The organism is Candidatus Borkfalkia ceftriaxoniphila (assembly GCF_004134775.1).
GTDB lineage: Bacteria > Bacillota > Clostridia > Christensenellales > Borkfalkiaceae > Borkfalkia > Borkfalkia ceftriaxoniphila.
Window position 1 is genome coordinate 864,483 of the sequence record NZ_SDOZ01000002.1, and the last position, 26,194, is coordinate 890,676.

Below are 26,194 nucleotides of genomic sequence, written 5' to 3' on the forward strand. Positions count from 1 at the left end.
ATGGCGCCTTTCTTTTTTTTCGATTTTACCCTCGATAAATCGGCTATGCCGCCCGTTGTGACCGTTCCCGAATCATTCTGTCCGAAAGTTCCGTTTGAGCAAAATAACCTATGCCCCTATCCTATTCCTAAGACAGACGAAATCGTGAAGGATATCGAAAAAGCCGCTTTTCAGGTAGATAATTTCAAATTCGTGTCCGACCTCTTCGAGTGCGGCGCTATCGCTATTTCCAACGCCGTTGACCTTGCGCAAAAGGATAAACGGGAAGAACGGTATTTGCAAATTATCCGCAGCTATAAACCCGCTCAACAGAAAAGCCTTGCGGAAATTTTTGCAAAGATTTACGCTTTACTCGCCTCCGTCGTCTATGATAACGGCAGTTTCAACGACAACCTCGGTGAGATATTCATGCGCTGCAATCTCGGCAACAAAATCGCAGGACAGTTCTTTACGCCGTATCATATTTCTGAATTTATGGCAAGAGCCTCTATGGGCGAAACGCTCATTCGGGAAAAGACCGATAAGAACGAAATCATAACGATCAACGATCCCTGCTGCGGCGGTGGCGGGATGCTTATGGCCGCATTAGAAGTTCTGCACGATTCAGGCGTCAACTACGCGCGAAACTGTTTCATGGAAGCCAACGACATCGATCTGCGTTGCGTACATATGGCCTATTTGCAACTTGCCCTTGCGGGCGTTCCCGCCATCGTCAGGCACCAAGATACATTTTCCAGAGATTGCCGGAGCGTCTGGTATACCCCTGCATACCTTTTCCAATACCTGCGATTCCACAAATTCGATAACCCGTATGACAATCCCAATTTCCAACAAAGGAGGCAACAATTATGAAACGGCTTGACAGCGCCGAACTGCGCGCGCTATGTATCCGCAACAACTGGTTTACCTGCGGAGATATCCGACAATATACTCGGTTTTTCCAAAGAAACGATGAGGGCGCTCAGCCCGAAGAACTTGCCGCTATACTTTGGATCTGCTCCGACGATATCCCTTATGAACAAATCTATTCGACGCTCTGCAAAGAGATGCAAATATCCGTACAAGAGGCAAAGCAATGAAAAACCCTATCCGTTCCGGTTTCAAATTCGTGAACGAAGGCTTAGACTTCATCGTCATTCTCACAAACGGGACTGAAAAGAATAACGTCGCCCTGCTCATGCAAGAAAACACCTTCTGCCCGTTTATTACCGTCCGCGACTTGTCCGAATTAAAAAGCGGCAATTTCGATTGGGCATGGGGGCATTACTTCAAGAGTTTCAACAAAGCGCTCAAAGACTACAACGAACGAAGAAAAGAATTGTTGCGTTCTGAAAAACGCTGACATATGAGTTTTCTCATGAAATACAAATTTTTCCAAAACGTAGATTGCGTCGAAGAACTCAAAAAACAATACAAGGCGCTCGCTTTCAAATTTCACCCCGACAGGGGCGGCAACAAAGATGATATGCAGTGCATTAATTCAGAATACGACGATCTGTTGAAAATCTATCGCAACGTACATAAGACGGCGGAAGGCAAAACTTATACAAAACAGGAAGAAAAGCAAAATGAAGTCCCCGACCGTTTCAAAGAGATCATAAACGCGATCATCGGCTTTCACTGTAAAATCGAGATCTGCGGTTCATGGATCTGGGTATTCAACGCATACCCGTACCGAAAACAGTTGAAAGAACTTGGTTTCTTCTGGTGCAGTAAAAAGCAGGCTTGGGCTTGGGCGGAAGAACCGAACGAGAACCGTCATAAACTCACGCTCGATGAGATACGTCGCTTACACGGCTCTACCGTGATCAAGGATCCGGCAGAAGAAAAGAAACTCAAAGCCGCAAATATTTAATTCTTCATCATTCCTGAAGGGGGGCCACAAGGCTCCCCTTTTTTTATGCCTCAGTCAGTTGTAAATTTGACCGAAAAAGGGCAAATGGCAATTAGGCGTGTGCTTGTATATACGTGGCTACGCCGCAGAGTCAAACCCGAAGTACGCCTCATACAAATCTCACCTCAACCGCAACTGAAAAATAGTGTCAAGATAATTTTGCGAATGTTGACTTGTGCGATGGATAGACAGTCGAAAAAGCAAAACTTCGGAGAATTTCACCTATACAAAATCCGAAGAAATCTTTTATTAAAATAAAACGAACCCCGGCTTACTGCCTTGGTTCGTTCTATTCCTTAAAGTATCGTAAAATTCTTTTATTTATTATTAGCTATCTTGATATAGTGTCCATAAAAATATGTTACAATTCTTGATTATCGGAATGATTTATTTAAGCGGCGGGTTTGTTTGCCTCGATCAATTCCTGTTTACGGGCTTCCAGTTCGGCGAGCGCGTTTTCAATATCTTCTTTATGCGCTTCTTCAAATTTCGCAAACGCTTTGTCCTTTGCCTCGTTCATGGCATCCTGCGTTTTCTGCGCGCTCTCGGTCAGAGCCGTTTTGATCTCTTCCGGGAATGTTTTTTCCAATTCAATCAAAACATTCTCCGCTGTTTTCATCGCCCCGAGAACGAGATCGAACGCCGCGTTCGCCGCACTTCCCGCTATATTCAACGCATCTTCCTTGAACATTAAAGCCGCCTCTTCTGCGTCCAAAGCAGCCTCCGCCGCTTCCTTGGCAGGGCCTTCGCTGAGCTGCGCCACTTCTTTGCGCTGGGCAAGCACTCTGTCTTTTTGTTCACGGACTTCCGCCAATGCTTTCTGATACTGTGACCCGACGTCGACGAAATTATCGTAACGCGCCTGTTCCACGGCCGCTATAGTTTCCTGATAAGAATCGAGCGCTTTAGAATATAAGTTTAAGAAAGACTCATAGGCGGAACCCAAGCCGTCGATCACGTCCTTGGTGGCCTGCCGCTCGGCAAAACGGAGATCGTATTCCTTTGCCACGTTATACGCTTCGCGCAGTTCTTCGGTGATCAGCTGCGCGGTTTCGATGCGGGAAATTTTCAGTGCGTTGATCAACTGTTCCTCGTTCATCTTCGCTACTTCCTCCTCGGTAACGGAAGGGTCTGCTTTCATTACGAGTTCACGCAATGCCTCGAGTTTCAGCTCTTCGCCCCGCTCCACGACGGCATAAATGCCGCTTTCTTCCAGAAAACCGTCGATTTCCGCTTTGACTTCTTCATATAATTCCTGTGCAGCCGCATCGTCGCCTGTAATGCTGATCGTTATCGCATCCCGTTCCGCCGTAAGTTCGCCCTTAACGAGATACCCCGCATCGGTAGAAATGCTTACCATCATTTCCACGGCTTCCTCCGCGGTTTTTCCTACAAAAGCCTCGCCCGCGATGATCAGGGAGCCGTCGTCGTTGAGCGCCGTAACGCTCAAAACTTTGTTGTCTGCATCGAGGATAAATTCGACGCTAGGATTGATATCCACTTGCATGCGAGCGGCGGCGTCTTTTTCGCTCCCGCCGCACCCTGTAAGCAGGACGCCCGTACCTACCGCCAAAGCAACGCTCAGCCCGCAGGCCGCGATCTTTTTCCAAAATTTCATTAACGTTTTACCTCCTTCGGTTGGTTTACGATCATTAAACAAATGAGAACCTCGTTTTATTGAAAAGAATTCCAAAAATCTTCAAAATTTTCAAATTTTCCGAAAAGTTCCTCCATTTTCGCCCTATACCCCTCGTAAGAAATCGTCGGGCGTTGTTTTTCCGCTTCGGCTCTGTTCTCATACAGCGACAGTTTCGTTTCCCTCTGCAGCATTTTCAAAGCGGTGTCCACATACGATCCCACCGAATCGGGCAGGTCGCCAATCCCCTCGAACAATGCGGAAACGATTTCTTCCATGGCATCGTCCGCCGAAATCAAACCGATAAATGCGCTCGGATCGAAAATCCCCGTAAAATACTCAATAACGGACAGCAAATCGTCGATCCCCCTGCGTAGTGCGAAAAGATCGAAATTTTCGTAAAAAGCATCGAGCGCAAGGAAAAGCAAATACTGCTCAGGCTCGTTCAAAGACTGACCGTAGCGTAGCTCGTAATCGGCTAGTTCATTCTCCATCCGAACAAGCAATGCGGCAAGGCTATCCGTTCGTTCGATATTCGTTTCCAAAAGCCAGTACGGAAGAGAAAGGGTATTATCCGGATGATCCATTATTTCCCGATTGAGCGCGTCGATTTTTTTCAGGTCCGCCTGCTTGCCGCTCACGGTACGGTATACGTATTCGGTCACTTCCTTCGTATATAGAAGCAAAGAATTGCGATAACTCGCTTCCACGCGTTCCAGAGGCGTTGCCGCCGCAAGACGTTCGGTCACCGTGAAAGGCGTTCCGAATCCCGCTTCCGCCATCTCGCGCGCGGTATCCTCTTTTCCGAAGGCAGAAAGCTCCGCCGTTCGCCCGAGCACGGGCACAAACGCGCCTTTTTCGCAGAAGTACCCGATAACGGAAGATTCCAGCACGGTCTGTAATTCTTTCGCCGAAGAATTTTTATCCGCCGCAACGGTAATGCGCACCGCATTTTCGCCCTCTCGCACCAATCCCGCCGCAAAGGCGCGCCCGGCAAGTTTTTGCGCGGCATCCTCCGCAGACATGCCGCACAGAGATTCTGCAAATTCGCTGTCGGAAAGAAGTATATCGCCGTTCCCGTTTTCGCTGTATACACTCAAAACCGAACCGTCCGCATCCGTATAGAGCCGAACGGCGGAGTTCATCTCCATCAAAACGACGCCGCCCGTATTCGGCATGAACAGCCCCGACATTACGACGGGCAAAAGAACCCCGAACAGCAACGCGCAGGCTGTTACCGCCGCCGTAATGCGGACAGTCCGTGTATGGTTGCTTTTCACTGCCGCAGGTTCGTTTTCCGCGGGGGCAAATTCGGAGGGGAGCGCGCGGACGAGTTCGTCAAGTTCTCTGTTGAGTTTTTTCTTCCAAGCAGCCATTCACATCTCCTCCTTTAAATATCGTTTCAGCTTTGCGACGGATATTTTATACTTGCTCGTTACGGTGCCGAGAGGCATTGCCAGCTTTTCAGCAATTTCGCGGTGTTTATACCCCCATAAAACGTGCAGTACCACAATCCGCCGTTCCGTATCGTCCAACGCGCGGTTCAGCGCATCGAACACGGTTCCGTCAGGCGAATTTTCTGTTAACAGTGGCTCAAAATTTTCTTCGGGAAGCCATTCCTCGCGTTTTGCACGGTTCAGATCGTTGAGCGCAATATTCTTTGCGATCTGCAAAAGCCACGCGCGCGCGTCCGAGCCCGCGCGGTATTGGGATATATTTTTCAGCGCTTTATAAAAAGTTTCCTGCATCGCCTCTTCCGTCCGAGCATAATTTCTGTAATATCCATAGAGAAAAGCAAATACCCCCTTTGCCGCTTCCTCATAAAACAGCGAATACGCCGCTTTGTCCCCGTTCTGCGTCCGCACAAGGCATTCGTTCATTTTTTTACGATCCACGTTCTCTCCTATTAGCGGCTCTTTCCGATATGTCTATTTATTAAACAATCCGCGCCCGCGTTTTATTGAGCCGAAATCATATAATTCAACGAAACGAAAAAGGCAACCTATCGATTGCCTTTTCACTCACTTTTATTCGATATCGTTTTATTATCGTTGCAAATATACCGTATTTATTATTGTTCTTCGTCTGTTTCAGTTATTGTTTCGCTTACAACAACGTTTTCCGCCTCGGCTGTTTTTTTCTCTTCGCCCGCCATCTCTTTAAGCAGGTTCCGCTGCTGATATTCAACGGAAAGGTGATTGATACGCGCATAACATATTAACTGCCCTATATAACACAATAATACAAGCCCGCCGAACGATATAGCAGTACTTATAATATTCAGTACGATCGCAGCGGCACCATTACTGAGCGCACCAAAGAGAATACACATAAGTATACCCAAGATGATAAAGACGGCTTTTAACACCTCTAAAATCTTAAGCAATGTCTTCGTCGGCGCAATCAACGCCTCCCATTCTTTTTCGTCTTTCTTTTCTTTTACGAATGAATCGGGAAGCTGTGTTTTGAATTCCATGCGATACCTCCAAAAAAATGAATACTTATTCCTGATGGAACTCTTATTCATAAATTTTATTAAAATATATTATATTACCTTTTCCTAAAACTTTCAAGTGTTTTATAAAGATAATTCCGTTTAGCACAAAATTCTTAAACTTTAACATGTTTTTATGGATACTTTTTGTTTAATTCATATCATATCTTTAAATAATTGACGAAGTTATAAAAGAGGCGAGAGAAGAGATGTATATGATATAAAACTTATCACTATTGAATGCCTACAAGACTGCAATTGTTTGTGATAAGTTAAATTCGCTATATTGGTCAATCCTAATACACTTGGGACAAGTAGTTGATAATATGGCTATTGATTGATTAACAACCTAAGTGCGCTGTTCGTTCATATATTTCGATGGGGGTATTCAAGTTATCTGTTTACGTTATTGTGTTGAAACACAATTTTATAGACACTCATAAGCTACGGGCATTAGCGCAAAAATAAGCGTATGAGTTCAGATAACCCATACGCTTGCCGTTATTTATTGAGTTTTTCATTGTTTTATCCGCAAGTTCGGCGTTATGACGGATAAAATCTTCACGGATAGCCTTCTCATCAAGCACAATTCGTTTTGCCATTTCCCGTATATCGTCGAGGACGATCTCTTCTAAGATTTTTGCCGAAATAAAATGCGAAAAACAGTACGCCTTACCATACCGTATATGATATCCGCAATCGAAGTGGTATAATCTGGTTCCTTTACGGCTGACCGATGTGCAAAGCTTCATCTTGTTTCCGCAATCTGCGCAGATGAGAAAACCCGACAGCGGATGCGTAAATCCGATTTTTGTTTTTCTGCCTGTTGCGACCGATTTTTTACGTTCCTGCACTTTGTCCCAAAGTTCTTGCGTAATGATGGGTTCATGGGTATTGTAAACAGCTGTCCACTCACTCTCATCCTTTCTAAAACGTTTGTGATTTTTATAGGACAGAGAAGTCCAACGTAACTGCGGCATATGCCCGATGTAGATGATTTTATTCAGCATTTCCCTTATCGTGACGGCTGTCCATAATCCCGTCACGTTTGGTTTCGGCTTTTGTCCGCTTTGAGTTTAAGCATAAGTTGTCGGACTCATTCCCGAAGCATACATTTCAAAGATACGTTTTACAATGGGTGCTGTTTCCTCATCAATGACGGGAGCGCGTTTTTTATCTGTCCCCATTCTATACTCGTAAGACGCTTTCTTGGCAGTATATATTCCCTCTTTCGCATTAGCTCTCTTCACCGCACGAATTTTCTTGTCTATGCCAAGCACACGTCACGGTGCCATTTCAGATTAAATATTTACTTGACTTTAGTCCATTTTGCTTTTCAATATGTTTTTTTCAAATTCTTCCGCCGACAATACGTGCACCGTTACCGACTTTTCCGTTTTGTTTCCGCTCAAGTCCTCTGATTGAAACGTTACGAGAAATTTTCCCGTATTTAACTTGCCTTCGTCATCCAGCGCCCCGTCCTGCCAGACCGTGACGACCGTCACCTCGTCGACGTTATCTGTGGCCGACGCCTTTATCAGCGGATAAGTTCCGGCAATCGTATAAATTTCCGACAATTCGCCGCTTGCAAACGATAAAACGGGCGGCTGCGTATCCTGCGGAAGAACCGTCACGGATATCTGACGTTGCGCCGTATTTCCCGCATTGTCGCTCGCACGCAACGTCAGAATATATTCTCCCACTCTCAACAATCCGCCATCATCGTACGGATTTTCGGACCAAACGAACTCGACTTCTTTTTCTTCACCGTCGTATTCATCATACGCAGAAGCCTCGATCGGTAAAGAATTCCCCCGGGATACACGAACGCTGTCACTACCGTTGTAAGTGATGATCGGCGCTTGCGTATCCACAACGCGCACGATTTGCACACAATCCAACCATGCGACACGCACAACAGAATCGTCCGTCCATCGAAATCCGAATTCAAATATCCCGAGACAACCTTCACTGTTTTGTAATGCCGACAAGTCGGCATTTACCATGCAGTCGCTCGATTTCCCGACCGAAAAATCAATCCAGCGCCCCTTTTCTTCCGATTCGAGCGTATCGTTGACAACCCAGGTTTTTGCAGCATCCGGCGTAATACGCACCGCCTTCGTTTCTTGCGGAACATAAAAACAAAATATGATTTTCTCTATTTGCGACACACGAATCCCATATGCCGAATAATCGAGCGTAACGCCTGCGTTTCCCGCTTTTTTTAAGGACATTACATAACCCGTATACCCGGTCGGCGCGCCTGCGTTTCCCGCGTCCTCTCCCGCGCCGACAAAGCGTTCGGTACCCGGCGTAAAATACGAAACGCCGCTCACATCGTTCTCGGTATAAGGGAACTCTTCTTTTTCGTCCTTCGCAAAAACCGAGAACGAAAACATCCCCAACAAACAAGCAAAACAACAAACAAAAACTCCGAAAAATTTTATCGCTTTTTTCATATATGCCCCCATTATGCCAACAGCAATGAGCGAATCGCCGAAATTTCGTCTTCGGACAACCCGACGCTCTTTACATAATTTTCACATCCTGTATACAAATCTCCCTCGCCGAAACTTTTCAGATACCCGATTGTAGATCTCAGCTTTCCGACCAAATGATTGATATTGGCTTGATTTCTGCCTGCGGAAGAGAAAAACGACATTTCATAATCGATATAGATATCCCGTTCGGAAACGCCGAGCAGACCGTATAATAGCAATGCGACCGTACCCGTTCTGTCTCTTCCGATAGAACAATGCATATAAATCGGATAATTTTGCTCGTTAGAAAATACGCGAAGCGCATCTGCAAGCGCCTTTTCGAACTGCGCTCCGCCGTCGTCAAGCCCCGTGCCGTCGCCCACGTAATATGGCGCAGAATAATTCAAATATGTAACTCCGTTCAAAACCGCTCCCATACTTTCAGAAGAATTGCGAAGATCGAGATCCGTACGAATTTTATAAACGTTTTTTGCCCGCTCTCTGCCCGTCTCGCTGATATCGTCCAACTTTGCGCCGCGGTAAACCTTGTCCTGTTTCACGAGCTTGCCGCCTAATCCGATTTTTCCACCCAAATCACGCGTATTCGATACGCCGTCGATAGAAACGGAGCGCGGCGCGTGGTCGACGGTAAAACTGAACATTTCAGAGCGAATAAACGCCGTACCCGCAGGCGCGGTTACGTCCCAAAAATATTTTTTCCCCAAATGAAAGTATTCGGCAGGCAACGAAAGCTGCGTTTCGTTGACAAGATAGGAATCGACTTTGCGCATATCTTCGTATTCGGAAATACGCACCGTATAATACGTCGCAATTTCTTTACACTTCCACGAAATGACGTCGGGCGCATTGGCAAAACAATCGACCGCTTCTTTATTGAAAAACTGCGAAGAAAACGGAACGTACTCCGCAATAAACGCTTTCACCTGCGGGTTTGCAAGCGTTGCCATTCCCCCGTTTTTCGGATTCACAGCCATAATTTCGGGCTCCGGTTCGGGCTCCGGTTCGGGCTCGGGCTCCGGCTCAATGATAGACGGCTTATCGCTTTCAGGATTCTTTCCTTCATTCGCACATGCTGCAAAAGACGTGGCAAACAAAAAAATCCCCATCAAAACACATATCATCCTTATAATTTTTTTCATGTTTATTTATCCGTTTGTTTTTTTTCACACCGAAAGAATATTGAGGCGGCGCTGCCGCCTCAATATTCTTTGATGCCGATTATTTTTGTCTGCGTTTCATCAGCATTACGACAGCATACGCCAACAGTCCGCAACAGGGCAATGCTGCACCGCCGACAATACCGCCTTTGCATCCGCTCCCCTGCGATACCTTTTCATATACTATTTTTATAGCCGTATTCTCCGAAACCGTCAGTTCCGTCGTTTCTTCTTCTCCGCAGTATACTTTGTAAGTATATCCCTCTTCGGCGTACTTGGAAAAATCCACTTTTGTCCCGTATTCCTGCGTCAGTTCTACGGACTGTTTGCCGTCGATTCCCTCGAAAGATATCGTCACCTTGTACGAGTTTTTCGTTGCATCGAACTTCGCAACCAAATTCAAATCACCCGTGACGACGCCGTTTTCAAAATCCCATTCGGCGTTCCCGTTGTACCAGCCGACGAATTCATACGTAAATTCCGCCGTATTCGCCTTTACGGGATCGGCGGGCTTTGGAATTTTTGCCCCGTATCCGATTTGTTTGCCGTCTTTTCCGTCAAACGTTACCGTAAATTTGTCGATCGCATATACGATTTTTAAATTCGCTTCGCCTTCTACGGTAAATTCGGATATTTTTTGCGAATCGTTAAATATTTCAAAAGAATAATGTTCTATATCGTACTTGGAAAAATCCACTTTTGTCCCGTATTCCTGCGTCAGTTCTACGGGCTGTTTGCCGTCGATTCCCTCGAAAGAAATCGTCACCTTGTACGAGTTTTTCGTTTCATTAAACTTCGCAACCAAATTCAGATCACTCGTGACGACGTCGTTTTCAAAATCCCATTCATCGTTCCCGTCGTACCAGCCGAGGAATTCATACGTAAATTCCGCCGTGTTATCCTTTACGGGATCGGCGGGCTTTGGAACTTTTGTCTCGTATTCGATTTGTTTGCCGTCTTTTCCGTCAAACGTTACCGTATATTTTCTCACTTCCTCCTTGAAAACCGCTTTCAAGGTAATCGGTTGAGTCACGGGATCGGCGAAATTCCATTTAACGCCTTCGTGATACCAACCATCAAACGGAAACGTCTGCGATGCGGTTTGCGGTTTTGTCGGCGGGACGGGCTCTTGCAGGCTCGTTCCGACTTTGACTTTCTGCCGATCTCCGTATGCGGTACCGTCTTCATTCAGATAATTCACGTAAACGTTCTGTTCCGTACCCCACGTATCGCCTTCACGGTAAATGGTAAGAGCTGGCAGCGAAACGTCTAAAAACCTCGTGTCCGCTTCGATACTGAGGACTCCGTTATAGGCGCAGCCTTCCGCCAAATCGTCCGTTCCCTTTTCTCCTTCCGGGATTTGAATCCACAAATGAGGCCCGTTAAAATAGCGGATATTCGCGCCTTCGATCTGCGAAAGCGGTTTGCCGTTAAACGTTATCGTTTCCGCAGCGGGTAAAAACGCCAGATTGATCGACTTTATAAAGCCTTTGGTCCCGTCTTCCTTATCAGAACGAGAAAGATTTTTATCGAACGTTAGCAAAACGCCTTTTCCGCCGCCGCAAGAATCGTCGCCGCTGCTGTCCTGCGAATTCCAGCTAATGGCGCTGAAATTCACTTTCTCCGCAGATTGCTCGCCTTCTTCCCACTTATACGTAGTCGGATCGAGATACAGTTTCATACCGGACGCAAAGCGCGCGCCCAAGAATTCCGTTCCCTCTTCAATGGTAATCGTACGATATGCAAACATATTCGGCGCGTAAACGAATAAGTTTACGCCGGAATGATAAATAAGGTACGCGCCTTCGATCTCTGAAATGGGTATGCCGCCCAATTTCACGCGATCGCCCACGCTTTCTTTGGCGAAATTATATTCTTTCATACCGTTTGACGCCTCCGAAAGATTCTCAGAAAATCCCAACAGTACGCCCTTTGCGCCACCTGCGATACCCGGTTCGCCGTAATTGCTTTTCCACCACTTTTCTTCCGTATAGGTCACGTCTACAAAGTCTTTCTCCTGATGCCAGCCACGGAACATCTGCGAATGATTGCAAAGGCGCACTTCAGGTAAAACGGCGTCAAAAATCTGCGTCCCTTCCCGAATTTCCAAAAAGGTTTTATTTTCGATGCCAGGCGCACTGATCCATAGATGCGTTCCGCTGAAATAACAAATCTGCGCCCCTTCAATCGTGTTCATCGGAATAGAATTGAGTAAAAAATTTCCTCCGATTTGTTCTGCGAGATTCACTTTCTGTTTACTGCCCCCGGCGATCGCCGTGTCGTTCGACAAATTTTTGTCGAACGTCAAAAGCATCCCTTTTGTGTCCGTACCGCCGTAAATGCCGCCGCTTTCATCCATATTCGGCCATGTAACAGTCTTGAAGATAACGTTCGGCTCGGCAGTCGCCGCACGCGCCACGTTCCCGTCAGACAGCAAAACAAAGCCCGCAAGACACGCCAGCGCCGCACCCAAAAGTACGAGTGCAAGTTTGTTTCTAAAAATCGCCTTCATCATTTTCCTCCTCTTTATTTCAGCGTGTATCAAACGTCGGCAGCCGCTACGACTTGCAAAGAACCGCCGCCTTCGCCGTACCCGCTTAATTTACCTGAATAAAACAACCTTCGCCCGCATTCAGGCGCAATTCCAACATCGCGGTATAGGTTTCGCTCCGCACTCCGGCCTGCATGCAAATGACGTTGCGCGGCGCGTCCAAACGAATTTTGACCGTTTTTTCCGATTCGAGCGTCGTTTCTCCGTAATTCACGAGAATCATGCCCGTAACCTTTTCTTTTTCGTAAACACCGCACAGACACGCGCCGTCCGCCGTTACTCTCTCTATACCGCGAGCACGCGGCGAAACGCGTGAAAGTTTTTCAAAACCTTTGTATTCGCCGAGAATCCACGTAAAATCATACTGCATTTCGGAAAGTCCGGGCAAAAAACCGAAAATCTCCGCGTTGAGTTTCTTGACTTTTGCATATAATTCGGTCGGCGCACCGCTGCGGTCTATCAGCGCCTCCTGCTCCTCCGAAAATTCCGAATCCACCGGCGGCGTGCCGTAACAAAAATAAGTAACCCCCCGCGCACCGTATGCAAGATATGTATAGACCTGTAAAGAAAGGTCGGCATAAGACGGGATACGGTTGTGCAGCCGCGCCGAATACGGCATCGCCTGTATGAAAGCATTGAACGGTACGCCGTTACGCTTTGCGGTCTCCGCAACAATCTCTATATTTTCCAACCATGTTTCGGCGATCAGATAACCGCATTCGGAAGAATCAAGCAACGGATAAAAGTCAAAAGACAGCCATTTCTCGCCGCACGTATTCTTTAATATTGTTACGTATTCCTCTACGTACCCCCGATAAGAATCCCCGAAACTCTCTTCACTTCCGTAAGTCGGCAAAAGATTGACAAAGCAATTTTGCCGCGGAAAGATATCGGAGTGAATGCGGCTGATCTTACGCAAAACGGAAAAATCGCCGCGCGACGGCTCGTCAAAGGCGATGTAGCCGCGAAAGGAAGGATGCGAACGAAAAGGTGCGATAATTTCTGCCGATTCGCGCGGAGTCATCCCTTTATCCGGCTGTATATAAGCGAAAATCCCGCAATCATCGCAAAATGAAAGTGCCCGTTCCCTCCAATCGCGCCGCAGCTCCGCCTCCTCGGGCAATTCATTGTTGACCAAAAAAATCGTATTCAATCCGCACTCGCGAAACAGGCGGAACTGCTCTTTAGAACAAGGCGGAGTATACCAACCGCCGATCAGATACTGATTACGCATAACCCATCAATACGGAACAACGAACATTCCCTCTCCGATGTCCAATTCCAGCTCCAGCACTCCTTCGGACAATTCCGCAATCTTTTTTTCTCCGCCCTCGTAAACGATACAATAGCGATATTGGTCGGAATCGAACGCGATACGCACGGTATCCGACCGCGCCGAACGTGTTTCGTTATAGTTGACCGCCATGATTGCTTCGCGGTTTTGTTCGTTCCGAAAATATCCGAACAGCGTATCGCACGAAGAATATACGGAGTTGATTGAATCGATCTCCGCAATGTCGAGACGTTCGGTCAAATTCTGAAAAGAGGTGTTAGACGTGCGCCGCTCTTTTTCTGTAATCGTTTTCCCCGCATCGTTTGTGAAAACGCCCTGCCAATCAAAAGACAAATACACGTGATCAAAATTTTTGACTTCAAGATTGGCTTTTTTCGCCGCCTTGTAAATCGCCGTAGGCTGTCCGTCGCGGTCAATCATCGCCACCTGCGGTTTCTGAAATTCCTCGCCGATTGCCGGAGTACCGTAACAAAACTCGGCAATCCCGTCAAATCCGAATGCCATAGCCGTATAGATCTGCATGCGGATATCTTCGTAAGAGGGCAAGACGTTATGGCTCGGCAGATACGGCATCGACTGAATAAAAAAGTTTGTCTTCAAGCTGTATTTGCGCCCTAAAATCGCTGTTGCTTCGAGGTCTCGCAACCAACCGGTATCCAGCTTTACAAGCGTTGCGTCATTCGATACCGGGGTAAAATCACCCGTTGCGTTTTCGTTTTTCTCTTCTTTTAAAGGATATCGATCGACGGAGATCCATTTTTCGCCCGTCGAAGATTTCGAAATGAGCTTATCATAACCGTATTGCAGATAATTTTCATAATTACCGCCGAAATCCGTGAGGACTTTTAAGGAAGACGACGGAAACAGATTGACAAAAAAGTTTTTACCGTTTGCCAACGACGAATATTTTGCAATGTATTTCGACAGTTCGTCGATTTGCTTTTTATCCGGTTCGTCAAAGGTCATTCCTTTCAGATTCGGGACGTCGTTATAATTTTCTATCAATTCGATGCGATCCACTGTATTCCCGCCGGCAAGATACGCACTGACACCGACGCCGGCAAGCGCAGACAACTGTGCTTTCGTCGTCTCTACATCATAAGCGTTTGCAAGCAAATACAGCGTATCGATGCCGCTTTCCTGTAAATACCGCATTTGCGTATCGTCGTAGGAAGACAGGCCTACCCACCCGCCGATTGTCAGACTTTTATCCTCCGCAAACACGGGCTCTTCGTGTTCCTCCGTTTCTGCGCCGCCGCAGGCGCTGAACAAAAACGCGAGCGCACCCGCCAACAGAAAAGAAACAATTGCCGATAATTTTTTCCTGTTCATCCTTTCAAACCTCCCGCGGACACGCTGTTCATAATTACCTTATTAAAACATGCGTATACGACAAGCGAAATCGTCGCCATAAACGCCATTCCCGCAAGTGCGACGGGTATGCGCAACTGATTTTCCATTTTTGAAAACATCTGATACACGCCGAGCGCGATCGTGGGGCGTTCGGGCAGGTAAATATACGCCGTCATGTAATCATTCCACGCGCCGATAAATGTAGTAATGGCAATGGTCACAAGCAAGGGCAACGCCTGCGGATAAAAAATGCGCAAAAATACCTGTAAATCGCTTGCTCCGTCCAAAAACGCGCTTTCCGCATAATCCCACGGTATCGCCGCGAAAAAGTTCCGAAAAAGTAAAAAACCGAATCCGAATCCTCCTGCACCCATCACGATAATCCCCAGGAAACTATTGGTCAGATGCAAAGTATCCTGCATCAGTTTGTAGGTCGTTGCAAGATTCCCGACCGTAGGAACGATGATCGCAAAAATAGAGGTGTTTAAAATAAACTTTTTGCCCTTAAATCGATACTTTGCAACAACATAACCCGTCAGCGCAGGAATTGTGATTGCAAGTAAAATCTGAATTGCAACGATTACAAAGGTGTTGACGACCGTATCGTAAATATAAACGGGATTACGCGCCGTACCTGCAATCTGTGTCGTAAAAAGATGTTTCCAATTTTCTCCCGTAAACTGCTTAAAATTAAAAATATCGAATGTATTGATATTAAAGTCGGCAGATTTTCGAAACGAGTTGAACAGCAGCCATACGTACATAAAAATGTAAGTAAGCGCAACCAACCACATCAGAATGAATAATACGATTCTGCCCGGCAGATCCTGCGGAGCGTACTTACGCAATTTTTTCATGTCAATATTCGATGTCGCCTCCAAATTTTTCAAGAAGGGTTTTGAATCCCAGTATCAAAGCTCCTCCCAATATGGCGACAACAACGCCGAATGCCGAAGTAAAACCGAACCGATTGCCGGCTGTAGAACGACTGACTATCACCCATCCGATTGTCCCGGCGCCTGTCGTTGCCGCCATATCTTCCCCGATCATGATTTGTGCCGGCATGAACCAACTGAAACATCCTCCTACGGTAGTTACGCTCATCGTAACAACCGTCGACCAAATCATCGGAAGAATAATACTGAAAAACTGACGCGTTTCGCTTGCCCCGTCCAATTCCGCGCTTTCCAGAACCTCGGCAGGCAAACGAGACATCGTGGAATTAAAGTAAATGATATTTCCCGTAATCCCCGCCCAAACGCTGAAAATCATGATTGCCCACCATGCCGTCTCCGCCGAAGTTAACATCCCCTCTTTGATGATGAACTCGTTTGAAAACCCGAAATGTGTCAAAACGGTAAAAATATTCGTATTGTAACTGCCTGTGCCTGAAAATAAGATTTTAAAAAACAGGCAAAGTATTACGACCGAAAGCACGCTGGGAATGTACAATAAAATCCGCAGCCCGCTACTCGTCCAAACTTTTTTATAAATCATATATGAAAAAGCGAGCGTAATGGGAAGATTGACAAAAAATGCCAACGCCATTAACGAGAGTACGTTTGTAAATACCCGAAAGGACATCATTCCCGATGATTTTCGGTTAAACAGATACAAAAAAACTTCTTTATACGAATCAAAATGATCGAAGTAGAGCGTTCCGTCCAGTCTTTCAGTGAAAAAGGAGGCATATACCGTACCAAAATTGACGTAGATAAAAAACACGGCAAAATGAAGCAACGGCCACAGTAAACTCAAATAGACAAACAGATTGCGCTTCAACAGTAATTTTTTGTTTTTCTTTTTGTTTCCCGTACCCGCAGGGCGATCCCCTGCGGGTATGCTTTCCCGAATAGTCTGCAAGTCAAACCTCCTTCTTAGCGTGTTTCTACGCAAGCAGTTTCATATAATCCGACCACCGCTCGTTATGTTTCGCGATCTCTTTATCGATAATCTCTTTTTTGAGATCGGCTTTCGATTTGATATCGAACTTTGCCATCGAAAGAAAAGGATTCGTATCCTGCATAAACAACCCGAGCGCGCCCGTCGTAAACACGTCTCCCGTGGAGAAAGTGTAAAAACGATTCGTGTTTTCCAGAAGGGCAGACATCTCGTTGCCGAAAGAATTGATCTCCACCAATTTTTCCGTCTTAAAGCAGAGTTCCTGATTTAACGATCTTTTCGCCGCGGCAAGTCCCTTTTCCGAAAGAGCGAAATCCAGGAAGTCTTTTGCTCCCGTTACATTGTACGCATCTGACGGAATAAAGAAAAATTCGCCGGGCAAATTCATCTGCATTGCTATTTTGGAAACGCCTTCTGCCTTCGGATATGCGGCAAAATGATAATCAATTTTTGTATCAGCAAGGTTTTCGCGCATTTCGGATTCAAACCACGTCCCCGTCATGACCACGACGCTATCACCGTTTAAAAACGAACGCTGAGAGTCGGTATGCGACTGCGACGCTCCGACCAAATTGCTCTCGGTTTCAGACTTTGCGCCTGTAAGGTCAAACGCCATTTCCAAGGCTTTCAGTACGGCAGGCGTATTCAAAAGTTCGCCGTTGTATGCATTGCGGTCATTCTGATCGAAATACTCTTCAAACCCCTCCGCGTCCAACTGATACCAGTAACTGTAAAACAGATTGTTCATATAATTTTTCGAATTCCCGACTGCAAGCGGCTTTACAATATTGCCTGTTCTGTTGTTGGTTATTTTTGCATTGTTCGTGGCGGTGCAAAGATCGAGAAGTCCCTGAAACGATTCGGGAAAACGACCTTTCACATATGCGCCATACGAATCAATCTGATTGAGATAGCCTTGATTATACACCATACCCCAGGCAGAATAAATATAGGGCAGTTCATACAGAGTACCGTTATATTTTCCGAGTTTTACGAAAGTGTCGTCTCGTACACGGTCGATGGCGGGCGTGCCGTATTTATCGCTCTCCAAAACGTCATCCAAACCGACAATGAGTTCTTTCTGCGCCCACTTCCGCCAGGACATCATGTCCCCGGACACGAAATACATATCGTCTTTTTCAGCCGTGGTATCCATTTTCGTCTGTAAATTCGTATAGAGTTCGGGATCGGCAGACACCGTAATTTCTACTCCGGTCTCTTCGTAATACGCATCCCCCACGGCTTGCAGCCATTCCGCGCCGAATCCTTTATCGACCACCGTGATATATACGGGATCCCCGATGTCACCGTCCCCCGGCTTTTTCCTCGGCGAACATCCTGCCAGAATCATGCCGCTCAATATGACGGCTACGGTAAGCGCCAATAATTCTTTCAATTTGATCTTCATTTGACCTTTTTTCTCCTAAAAATAATGATTGTAATTGCGCATATCAAAACCAAAACCGCTGCACCGATCAGAACGCCCGTTACAACCGCCGAGGTACAACCGCCTCCCTCAACGCCGTAAGACAGTTCCAATACGGGAGACTCAAATGTTCCGAATACGTTCGTTACGGTAAAGGAAAGGCTGACGCTTCCTTTTTTCTGAAACACGACGCGCCCGGTTTCCCGGTTAAACTCGATCTCCGCGCCGCTCGTCTTGATTTCGGAAACCTTTTCACCCGCCATCGAATACCAACTTGCCTTAACTGTTGCGCGCTCTTTTTCCAAGGTTACTTTTCCCGTTTCGCCATTCGATGTTTCAAGTTTTAAGCCCATCACTTCCTGTGCGCTCTTTGCATCCTGCTTCAGGGCGGAAAGTTCAAAACCGATATCCTTGCCCAAATCCTGCCATGCAAAATGCAGATAATTGCCGGTGGAAATATCCTCGGAGTAAAAATACATTTCCATCTGCGGCGTCTGCGCACTGCCGATGGTGACGGCAGCATAATAGCCCGCCTCAACGCCGTCGATATAGAAAGGCAGCAACGTCATTTTTACGTTCGTAATTTTTCCTTTTGCAAAAGCCCCTTTCGGATAATCCTTTGCCAAAAGCGTCGTCATGCCGGAACTTGTATTATCTTTATAAGAACCGAGGGTGATATTATCGTTGGAAAACCAAAAGAATACGCCGCTTTTCAACCACGCATCTTGCATGGTGCTATTGTCAGCCGCACGCAAAAGAAACATGATCGAATACGTATCCGTTGCGGGCTTTATCCCGAAATTGATTTCGTCCGTGCTGTCCATGGAAACGGCAGCCTGCGTCAACACTTTATTTTTGTTCTCTTCTTCGGCTTGAAAATTCAACGCCGCACTGTTCCCCGTCGGAAACAGGTCAGAGATATCGACCGAGTTTTTTTCCGTAGGAACGACCGGCTTCGGTACGTCCTCTTCAATTAAAAACACGATTTCGTTCATCCATATCGAAGTGTTCGTCGGGCATCCGACAGTCCGATCGGCAGTATCCCTTTCATTCCCGCCCCACATTATGTAGATATAGTCAATGGCGCCCGACGAATCGGCAAGCTTTCTGAGCTCATCTGCTCCGAGTTTGAAATTGGCGCGCGTTTCGGCGCCGACCGTTGTCAATTTTTTCACATATCCGACAGGATTCCCTCTTTCATCGGTAAAGGATGTCGTGCCGCTGCCATATAAATAAAAATCATGACGCCCCGCATTCCAATCAGCGAACAGCAAATCTATATTCATCTGCGCATAAAGGGATGCGTTAATCTTTCCCAACTTCACGGCGAACACGGCGTTTCTCAAAAGAAGAACATCGTTTTCAACTTTTGCGCCGGGAAAAGTTCCTTCATTCATGAAGTTAAAGGCAGGGTGTTCCACATAGCCGTACGGCTCGTTTTTTTCTCCATTGTCCTTTAAATAAAACCAAGTTACGTTCGGATCGGCGATCTGCTCCGGGTTCTCCGTCGCAACGACCTGTTTCCCCGTCTGTAAATACAACGATTCGAGCGTCTCCGTCAATTCGACGTAATTCAAATACACTGCAGTCGCGTATTTTTTTGCATCGCAATCCACGCGCAGCACAATATTACGAACATAGCCGTCCTTATCGGCTACCTTCTTGGGATCGATTCGCAGTATATCTACCGTATTACTGTTTTTGTTCCCGCGAAGAGTACCGGCAGGATTTGCGAATTCCGAATCCGAGGGAGCATACGCCGAAACGGAAACAAACGATGCCACAGTATCGGGATCGCCCGGAGTTTCCCATTGGTTGATCAGCAGATACACGTGAATAAATGCGTAATCGCTCGCGTTTACCCTTTCGGGCAATCGGATCGTAAACTCACGATTGTTCTGATTGATATCTTTTGCGGGAACATAAGAATCCAATGCGCCCGCATCTTTAAATAAATCTTTTGCTCCGTCCGTGACTATTTCGGCAGCGCCGAGAACTTGCACTTTTTCTGCACTTTCGTTAAAATCAAAACCGTATTTTTTGTAAAGCGACGATTCCTGTGCCAATGCGAAAGAAATTCCTGCCGTTGCAAACAAACAAGCGGCAAGAATTCCAAGCATGAACGAAACAAAACTTTTTTTCACTTCTCAAACCTCCCAAACGATTCCTTCGCAAGAGTGACACGAATCCCTGATTCCTTACTATTCTAACTTTGAAACAAAAAATTAGCAATACCATACCTTGCCTAAAATGCATTACTCATAAATTTTTTATTCAAGGAATTGTTTTTCCGATATTTACAAGACAAACAAAATCTGTTATAATGGAATCATGGAAAACATAGAAACAATGCGCGTTCCGAGCCTCGAGCATTTTGCGACGCATATTACCTCTCAGCAAGACGAATATCGGCATAACCATGAATTTTTTGAATTTTTTTACATTTTAGAAGGTACGATTCGCCACGAATGCAACGAAGAGATTTCTCAACTCGCGTTCGGAGACTGCTATATTTTGCGTCCGAATACGGATATACATTGCTTTCTGCGCGACGACAGCTGTTCGCATAGAGATATTTGCGTCGACGCAACCCGATTCCGCAATGCGTGCGATTATATTTCGCCGGATCTATATGCCTGTATTCTTTCCAACTGTGCGCCGATACGCATCAGCCTGTCCCTGCCGGAAATCAATTTTTTTGAACAGAAACTCAACGATATCAAATACGCGCCAGATGATGAACTTTGGAAAAAACCGTACTTGATCAAATGTTTTTTATCCGCTTTTTTAAGTACGTATTACAATATTCAAGCGCAGGTTCGCGCACCGTACCGCTTTGGTTCCGTACCTTACTGACAAAATTTTACCAGCCCGAACTGATAAAAAAATCCGTCCCCGAACTGATCGAAGACGTGAATTATAATCAAATTTATATTTGCCACACCTTTAAAAAATACACGGGAATGACGATGACGCAATTTTTGAACAAAAGACGCATGGAGCTTGCCAAAGTTTATCTGTGCTCAACAAAACTGACCATTATCTCCATAAGCGAAGAACTCGGCTATTCGTACCCCTACCGCTTTAACCAAGTTTTCAAGGAAACCTTCCATATGACACCAAAAGAATACCGTAAAAAATTTTCTCAACCCGACTAAATCCTATATAGACGAAAACCTTATGTTTGGCGAATATGTCATAAGTTCGTCGTATTTGCTGGAATCGGTCTGTTCTTTCTCGAAACAGTCAACGGGATCCATTGGCAGAGCCTTGTAATCCGTAAAGTCTATGTATTCGATTGCGCCGCGTCTGTCGGAGCGGTTGTGCAAAGTATCAAGCGATCTGCTTCGCGGGCAACAGGCAAGTTTAACGGTTAATTCTTTGCCGTGCTTGTCTTTACCGCAAATCTCGGATGCCCGTTCTTCCTGTGTATTGATACAGAAAGTAATTTTCATACATAATAGTACGCGTATGCCATTGTTGATGATTTTATTGAATATATTATTGAAGCACTTTCAAGAGGATTAACATTATCTAACACGGAATTGGATTTATTCGTTGAAAAACATAACTGGATGAAATATTTTAGTAATTTAAAAGATAAAATTTAATCATATGACATTTCATGCTTATTGAATTATTGATTAAAACCATTTAAATTACGCATAGTTTATTATGTTAAGCGCATGTCAATAACTTGCAAGTTTAATTTTTTAACTATTTTTTACCTGAGATTGAAAAACTGTCCATAAAAATACGTTACAGTCCTGAGACGAGAAACTTTTGTTTAATGAAAAGAGCCACCCGATAAACGAATGACTCTTAAACAATATTATGCTTTTGTAACCTCAACTTTGACGGTTAAATTTTTACAGCACCAATTATCCGATCCACGACCGTGGGCCCCGTATCTCAAAGAAAGAGTCCCGGAATTTAAATCGGATAATTTTAGCCCGACGTTAAATTTATAATGAGCATAATTCCCGTCCTTTTTTGTTCCGCCGTGTTCCAATTCCTGTTCCCACAAAGTTTTACTGCCATTACAAATATAAATTTCCTGATATCCGTCATCTAATTCTTTAATATCCATTTCAATATAGATATATAAGTTTGTAAACCCGGCACCGATCAGCGATGAATAATTGATGTTAAATTTCGATAACGATATGTCATCACTTTTATTATCTTCTTTCGCAGCGTCCGTAATCGTGAACTCTTCATTCCGGCGCACAATCGTTGTACTTTGGACGACATACCAAATCACGCTTAATTCGGCATCACCTGCCCCAAAAGCATATTCGCCACCGAAAGCATAATCAGTATATATATAAGGCCTTGAATTGAAATCAGGATAAAACCGCCAAACCCCACGATGCATGTATTTTTTAGGTGTAGGCAAATTTATCGTTTCTCCGATAACACCTTGCAAAGTTTTTGTATCGTTTCCATTTTTTAAGGTTAATGTATACAGTTTGCTCCAAGAAGCATATAAATTCAAATTCCCGATACAGTTATCTGTTGTTTCAATTTTCTCCCCCGCAAAATTTTCTGTTTTATACCACCCCATAAAACAATAGCCGTCTTTCGTCGGAATAGCAAATACAAAGCCACTTTCTACAGTATAAGAAGCCGAGAGCGTATCAAGTGTACCGCCGTTTAAATTATAATAAATTTTATATTCAATTGCTGTCTTATTTAAATAAACAGTGATATCTTCGGTAAACGGATATGCAAAATTCATCTCTCCTGCCGCATTGATTATACAATCTCCGTTACCTTCCGGTTGCGTATACCATCCTGATATCTTATATCCCTGTTCTTCCGGAACAAAAATCCCGGACGCGGATTCCCCATATCGAATCTTTACGGTTTCATCATATCCATCAAAATAAATAGTATATTCATTCGCCTGCATAACTGGATATAGTATCAACTCGGCATCCCGTTCAGAATTAGGAGTATAATCTTTTGCTACGGTGTCCTTAAAAATTTTTCCGTTCAACGACCATCCTTGAAACGTATAACCTGTTTTAGTATATGGTACGCTCCGTATATTTTCACCGATATAATATGAATGCTTTGCAATCGTTTGATTATCAGCACTATAGTTTAGAGTGTAACTTTCTGTTTGATATACAGCATAAACTTCGTATTCCCCGTTATTTACTAAGTTATGAAAACATGCTACTCCGCCCTTAGAATCTTTTAAATAACTGTATTTATATCCTGGACGATATAAAGCATTTATTGCCGCATTTCTGATTTCCGCATTCGTTGAATTTCTTAATGAAATCATTTTACAATTCGGACATAGATTTTCTTCATAAGCAATACTTTGCTCTATTTCTGATAATCCATCCTTAAACATCCATAATATCTTCTGATTTTGTTCTATGACAACTTGAATTTTATATACTTCTCTTGTCCAATCGGCTTTTACGATTATCGAATTTTCATACGTATAACTGGAAACGGCAGTTCCTTTATTCGTCGTAATTTGCTCGTCATCCATAAACCAACCGTTGAATATAAAACCCCGTGTATTTGCAACAGGCAACGTAAAAGTTTTACCATACTCTACTTCAAAAATGAATTTTTGCGTAACCGTTGTCCCTGATTTTAGTTCAACCACCCCGTTTTCAGAATCCACTTCATCATCCGCAAGATCTATCGTAATTTGGTATTTATCAAAAACCCATCTTGCATAAAAAGTTTTATTTCCGACTGAACCGACATAGACGGTGGTTACAGCTTGTCCGTCGAATCCAGCATTATCGTACCACCCTAAAAATATACAGCCATTCTTTTGGATAGAAGGGAGTTGGATACTATCTTCTATTGTGTAATTGATTGAAGCAAGGTTCGTCCCCCCGTTCCCGACAAAATCTATAGAATATTGAATCGGATCCCATTTTGCATATAGAGTAATATCGGCAAAATTCAGTTCATAAAAATTATTTACATTCACAGGGTCGCCTTCAAAGGATTGCGACGGCCACCACCCGGCAAAATCATATCCTGACCTTAATTCCAAGTCCGGAAATGTAATCGATGCATCATTTACGAGTACCTGGGTTGGAATAAACTGACCTGAATTGGACTCATAACCGACGTTTCTCTCTTTTTGAACTGCGACTGATACAGTTACATCCAAACTCGTGCCCGAAATTAATTTAAAGTATTTGTATCCTGATCCGTGTTCTACGACTAATTCTGTTTTTCCAGCCCCTATTGCATTGAACTTTGAATCGAGTTCGTAAAGTAAAATATTATTTTCTGAAATTTTCAGGCGAAAATAATAATTTTGATCGGAATGAATACGAAAATATTCTTCTGTTGTTTGGTCGAATTTTATATTATTCTGCCCGATTCCGACAACTTGCGGTACAAAATCAACTCGGAAAATGAAATTTCCTTTCCGTACAGGATCTTCAAACGAAATATTAAAATATCGCTTTTCTCCTTGTTTCAAATAAATCTCAATACTTGCATCATTGCCGATTTTTTTACCGTTCTGAACGACCAAATCGTCTTCATCGATCTCCGCCAAGTTCGTCAAATACGGCGCATTGACCGTAGAAAAACGGTAGTACCCGTTACGGGGAGCGTTGAATTGATATATATTTTTGCCTTGCGGGAGAATCGAAACAATATCCTGCGCTTGTAAAATCTTTTTTTCAGATACCGTGGGAAACGAATAGATTGATTCTTCCCGGGCTATCTCGTTCCCTTCTCTGTCCCTGATCGTTATATTGAATAAACGATCTATCCTCGCCTGCCAAGCAGGCAAAAATTCGCCTTGCTCATCCTGTGCGGAAGTATAACTTAGTTGATAATCGACCGTGAAACTTCCGCCCGGTTGAATATAAACAAAATCATTATCCGAATATTCTCCGTTGTCCGGAATGCACAGCATCGAAGTCCCGTATCTTGAAAGATATCCTTTATCGCGAATTTGACCTTCATTGGTAACGTAGTTCGGTACATAAGTAAACTCTCTTCCGATCGCTTCCTGCGAATCAAGCGTCAGAACTCCGGCTGTTACAAGAAATTCTGCCACGTTTTTGACCGTACCAATTACAGGATGTGATTTTAATAAAGCGTCAAACGCCACATCGAAGGCCGTTTTTAAAACCAACTTCGACTCGTCGCGAAATATATGGTCATTTGCATTGTAGATCATTGCATTATACGACGCGTCTGTCATTGTTATGAATCGGCCTTTATCCTGAATCGCCTTATAACCCGGATCCGACTCATTTAAATGTTGTTCATTGCGAATATTGATCGAATTTATAATATCGCTGACATAATATTTAGTACTTTCAGCATATCGGACATGGATATTCCCCGCCCCGATTACATATAACTGAGGGAGCGGCATAACCACGTCTAAATTTTCCGATTCGATCAAAAAACCGCCTTCATATCCCCCGTTTGTCAAGGCATAAACATATTCTCTTTGAAATAAGACCGTTATGTTAAAATAAGCATGATCTTTGGTGTCGGGCATATTTATGTCGTTGTATAAATCAAAAACGATCAGATTACTGTAACAATGCGTCTTGCGATTTAATGTTTCGATAAAAAAACCATACTCTTTTCCGATATGTAAAGTTTTATTCTCGTAGACAAACAAATTTTTCGGGACTATTTTTACAATTGGATCGTCTTCTGCGGCTGTCAAAGAAAAACGTTCGATCGCAGGCTTCCATATTGTTTCGCAATTACTATTAAATAAATCGCTCTGCCGGATATCTTCTAAATGCAGCGAATCCGCATAATCCTGCACCTGACATTCGTCTAAAACGCCGTCACGGTCGCGATCGAAATAAAAATAGTCATCTTTTGTATATTCATCCATCTCACTTTGGGCAACCGCTGCTTGTTCTTCCGCCTGTACAAAACTGAACAACCCAAACAATAATGTACTGCAACAAACGAGTGTTAAGATGAAACCAATTACTTTTTTCATATGTAATTTCC

21 protein-coding genes are annotated in these 26,194 nt (G+C 44.6%); 6 read left to right on the top strand and 15 right to left on the bottom strand.

Annotated features, from left to right (window positions below):
* Genes ESZ91_RS04090 through ESZ91_RS04105 form a run of 4 tightly spaced genes read left to right on the top strand, consistent with a single transcriptional unit; the run spans position 1 to position 1,855 of the window.
* Complete coding sequence (locus ESZ91_RS04090; RefSeq protein ID WP_129224390.1) at positions 1–852, top strand: N-6 DNA methylase; 852 nt, start codon at positions 1–3, stop codon at positions 850–852.
* Positions 849–1,079, top strand: a complete 231-nt coding sequence (locus ESZ91_RS04095; RefSeq protein ID WP_129224114.1) for a hypothetical protein — start codon at positions 849–851, stop codon at positions 1,077–1,079. The genes ESZ91_RS04090 and ESZ91_RS04095 overlap by 4 nt, the downstream gene beginning before the upstream one ends.
* Positions 1,076–1,342: a hypothetical protein gene (locus ESZ91_RS04100; RefSeq protein ID WP_129224392.1), complete on the top strand. Its 267-nt coding sequence runs from the start codon at positions 1,076–1,078 to the stop codon at positions 1,340–1,342. Before ESZ91_RS04095 ends, ESZ91_RS04100 begins: the two co-directional genes overlap by 4 nt.
* Before the next feature lie 15 nt (positions 1,343–1,357).
* Entirely contained in the window at positions 1,358–1,855 is a 498-nt protein-coding gene (locus ESZ91_RS04105) for a molecular chaperone DnaJ (RefSeq protein ID WP_129224394.1), read from the top strand.
* Positions 1,856–2,285: 430 nt separating this feature from the next.
* Here ESZ91_RS04105 and ESZ91_RS04110 read toward each other — a convergent pair whose 3' ends face one another.
* The 14 genes from ESZ91_RS04110 to ESZ91_RS04175 form a co-directional block, all read right to left on the bottom strand.
* A complete protein-coding gene (locus ESZ91_RS04110) occupies positions 2,286–3,512 on the bottom strand; it encodes an anti-sigma-I factor RsgI family protein (RefSeq protein ID WP_129224396.1) in 1,227 nt (408 codons plus the stop codon).
* A gap of 56 nt (positions 3,513–3,568) precedes the next feature.
* Positions 3,569–4,906, bottom strand: coding sequence for an anti-sigma-I factor RsgI family protein (locus tag ESZ91_RS04115; protein WP_129224398.1), 1,338 nt, complete (start codon positions 4,904–4,906; stop codon positions 3,569–3,571).
* Positions 4,907–5,425 carry an RNA polymerase sigma factor gene (locus tag ESZ91_RS04120; RefSeq protein WP_129224400.1) on the bottom strand — a complete coding sequence of 173 codons (519 nt, stop codon included), beginning with the start codon at positions 5,423–5,425 and terminating at the stop codon, positions 4,907–4,909.
* Between the two features lie 176 nt (positions 5,426–5,601).
* Positions 5,602–6,006, bottom strand: a complete 405-nt coding sequence (locus ESZ91_RS04125; protein ID WP_129224402.1) for a hypothetical protein — start codon at positions 6,004–6,006, stop codon at positions 5,602–5,604.
* A 455-nt stretch (positions 6,007–6,461) separates the two neighbouring features.
* Positions 6,462–7,070, bottom strand: a complete 609-nt coding sequence (locus tag ESZ91_RS04130) for a recombinase family protein (RefSeq protein WP_268878039.1) — start codon at positions 7,068–7,070, stop codon at positions 6,462–6,464.
* Between the two features lie 273 nt (positions 7,071–7,343).
* Positions 7,344–8,483, bottom strand: coding sequence for a hypothetical protein (locus tag ESZ91_RS04135; protein ID WP_129224406.1), 1,140 nt, complete (start codon positions 8,481–8,483; stop codon positions 7,344–7,346).
* A gap of 11 nt (positions 8,484–8,494) precedes the next feature.
* The gene (locus ESZ91_RS04140) at positions 8,495–9,499 is read right to left on the bottom strand and encodes a tyrosine-protein phosphatase (protein WP_161971045.1); all 1,005 of its coding nucleotides are present in this window, start codon (positions 9,497–9,499) and stop codon (positions 8,495–8,497) included.
* A gap of 244 nt (positions 9,500–9,743) precedes the next feature.
* Positions 9,744–12,197, bottom strand: a complete 2,454-nt coding sequence (locus tag ESZ91_RS04145) for an InlB B-repeat-containing protein (RefSeq protein WP_129224410.1) — start codon at positions 12,195–12,197, stop codon at positions 9,744–9,746.
* 82 nt (positions 12,198–12,279) lie between these two features.
* Complete coding sequence (locus ESZ91_RS04150; protein ID WP_129224412.1) at positions 12,280–13,257, bottom strand: hypothetical protein; 978 nt, start codon at positions 13,255–13,257, stop codon at positions 12,280–12,282.
* A 216-nt stretch (positions 13,258–13,473) separates the two neighbouring features.
* Positions 13,474–14,859, bottom strand: a complete 1,386-nt coding sequence (locus tag ESZ91_RS04155; protein WP_129224414.1) for a hypothetical protein — start codon at positions 14,857–14,859, stop codon at positions 13,474–13,476.
* A complete protein-coding gene (locus ESZ91_RS04160; protein WP_129224416.1) occupies positions 14,856–15,737 on the bottom strand; it encodes a carbohydrate ABC transporter permease in 882 nt (293 codons plus the stop codon). The genes ESZ91_RS04155 and ESZ91_RS04160 overlap by 4 nt, the downstream gene beginning before the upstream one ends.
* 1 nt (position 15,738) lies before the next feature.
* Positions 15,739–16,743, bottom strand: a complete 1,005-nt coding sequence (locus tag ESZ91_RS04165; protein WP_129224418.1) for a carbohydrate ABC transporter permease — start codon at positions 16,741–16,743, stop codon at positions 15,739–15,741.
* A gap of 25 nt (positions 16,744–16,768) precedes the next feature.
* Positions 16,769–18,190: an ABC transporter substrate-binding protein gene (locus tag ESZ91_RS04170; protein WP_129224420.1), complete on the bottom strand. Its 1,422-nt coding sequence runs from the start codon at positions 18,188–18,190 to the stop codon at positions 16,769–16,771.
* Positions 18,187–20,352 (bottom strand): hypothetical protein, encoded by a 2,166-nt coding sequence (locus ESZ91_RS04175; protein WP_129224422.1) that lies wholly within the window; start codon positions 20,350–20,352, stop codon positions 18,187–18,189. The genes ESZ91_RS04170 and ESZ91_RS04175 overlap by 4 nt, the downstream gene beginning before the upstream one ends.
* A 205-nt stretch (positions 20,353–20,557) precedes the next feature.
* Between ESZ91_RS04175 and ESZ91_RS11890 the strand changes: the two genes are divergently transcribed.
* Positions 20,558–21,064 carry a cupin domain-containing protein gene (locus tag ESZ91_RS11890; protein WP_407923385.1) on the top strand — a complete coding sequence of 169 codons (507 nt, stop codon included), beginning with the start codon at positions 20,558–20,560 and terminating at the stop codon, positions 21,062–21,064.
* Positions 20,953–21,366: a helix-turn-helix domain-containing protein gene (locus tag ESZ91_RS11770; RefSeq protein WP_129224426.1), complete on the top strand. Its 414-nt coding sequence runs from the start codon at positions 20,953–20,955 to the stop codon at positions 21,364–21,366. The genes ESZ91_RS11890 and ESZ91_RS11770 overlap by 112 nt, the downstream gene beginning before the upstream one ends.
* A gap of 674 nt (positions 21,367–22,040) precedes the next feature.
* On the opposite strand, the gene ESZ91_RS04190 is transcribed toward ESZ91_RS11770, so the two are convergent.
* Entirely contained in the window at positions 22,041–26,183 is a 4,143-nt protein-coding gene (locus ESZ91_RS04190; protein WP_161971047.1) for an InlB B-repeat-containing protein, read from the bottom strand.
* Positions 26,184–26,194: the final 11 nt, after the last annotated feature.

Coding starts and splice junctions, on each gene's coding strand:
- ESZ91_RS11890 (WP_407923385.1), top strand. CDS start 20,558: ATGCGCGTTCCGAGCCTCGAGCATTTTGCGACGCATATTACCTCTCAG.
- ESZ91_RS04090 (WP_129224390.1), top strand. CDS start 1: ATGGCGCCTTTCTTTTTTTTCGATTTTACCCTCGATAAATCGGCTATG.
- ESZ91_RS04100 (WP_129224392.1), top strand. CDS start 1,076: ATGAAAAACCCTATCCGTTCCGGTTTCAAATTCGTGAACGAAGGCTTA.
- ESZ91_RS04115 (WP_129224398.1), bottom strand. CDS start 4,906: ATGGCTGCTTGGAAGAAAAAACTCAACAGAGAACTTGACGAACTCGTC.
- ESZ91_RS04135 (WP_129224406.1), bottom strand. CDS start 8,483: ATGAAAAAAGCGATAAAATTTTTCGGAGTTTTTGTTTGTTGTTTTGCT.
- ESZ91_RS04160 (WP_129224416.1), bottom strand. CDS start 15,737: ATGAAAAAATTGCGTAAGTACGCTCCGCAGGATCTGCCGGGCAGAATC.
- ESZ91_RS04145 (WP_129224410.1), bottom strand. CDS start 12,197: ATGATGAAGGCGATTTTTAGAAACAAACTTGCACTCGTACTTTTGGGT.
- ESZ91_RS04150 (WP_129224412.1), bottom strand. CDS start 13,257: ATGACTCCGCGCGAATCGGCAGAAATTATCGCACCTTTTCGTTCGCAT.
- ESZ91_RS04140 (WP_161971045.1), bottom strand. CDS start 9,499: ATGGCTGTGAATCCGAAAAACGGGGGAATGGCAACGCTTGCAAACCCG.
- ESZ91_RS04170 (WP_129224420.1), bottom strand. CDS start 18,190: ATGAAGATCAAATTGAAAGAATTATTGGCGCTTACCGTAGCCGTCATA.
- ESZ91_RS04105 (WP_129224394.1), top strand. CDS start 1,358: ATGAAATACAAATTTTTCCAAAACGTAGATTGCGTCGAAGAACTCAAA.
- ESZ91_RS04190 (WP_161971047.1), bottom strand. CDS start 26,183: ATGAAAAAAGTAATTGGTTTCATCTTAACACTCGTTTGTTGCAGTACA.
- ESZ91_RS04095 (WP_129224114.1), top strand. CDS start 849: ATGAAACGGCTTGACAGCGCCGAACTGCGCGCGCTATGTATCCGCAAC.
- ESZ91_RS04155 (WP_129224414.1), bottom strand. CDS start 14,859: ATGAACAGGAAAAAATTATCGGCAATTGTTTCTTTTCTGTTGGCGGGT.
- ESZ91_RS04110 (WP_129224396.1), bottom strand. CDS start 3,512: ATGAAATTTTGGAAAAAGATCGCGGCCTGCGGGCTGAGCGTTGCTTTG.
- ESZ91_RS04125 (WP_129224402.1), bottom strand. CDS start 6,006: ATGGAATTCAAAACACAGCTTCCCGATTCATTCGTAAAAGAAAAGAAA.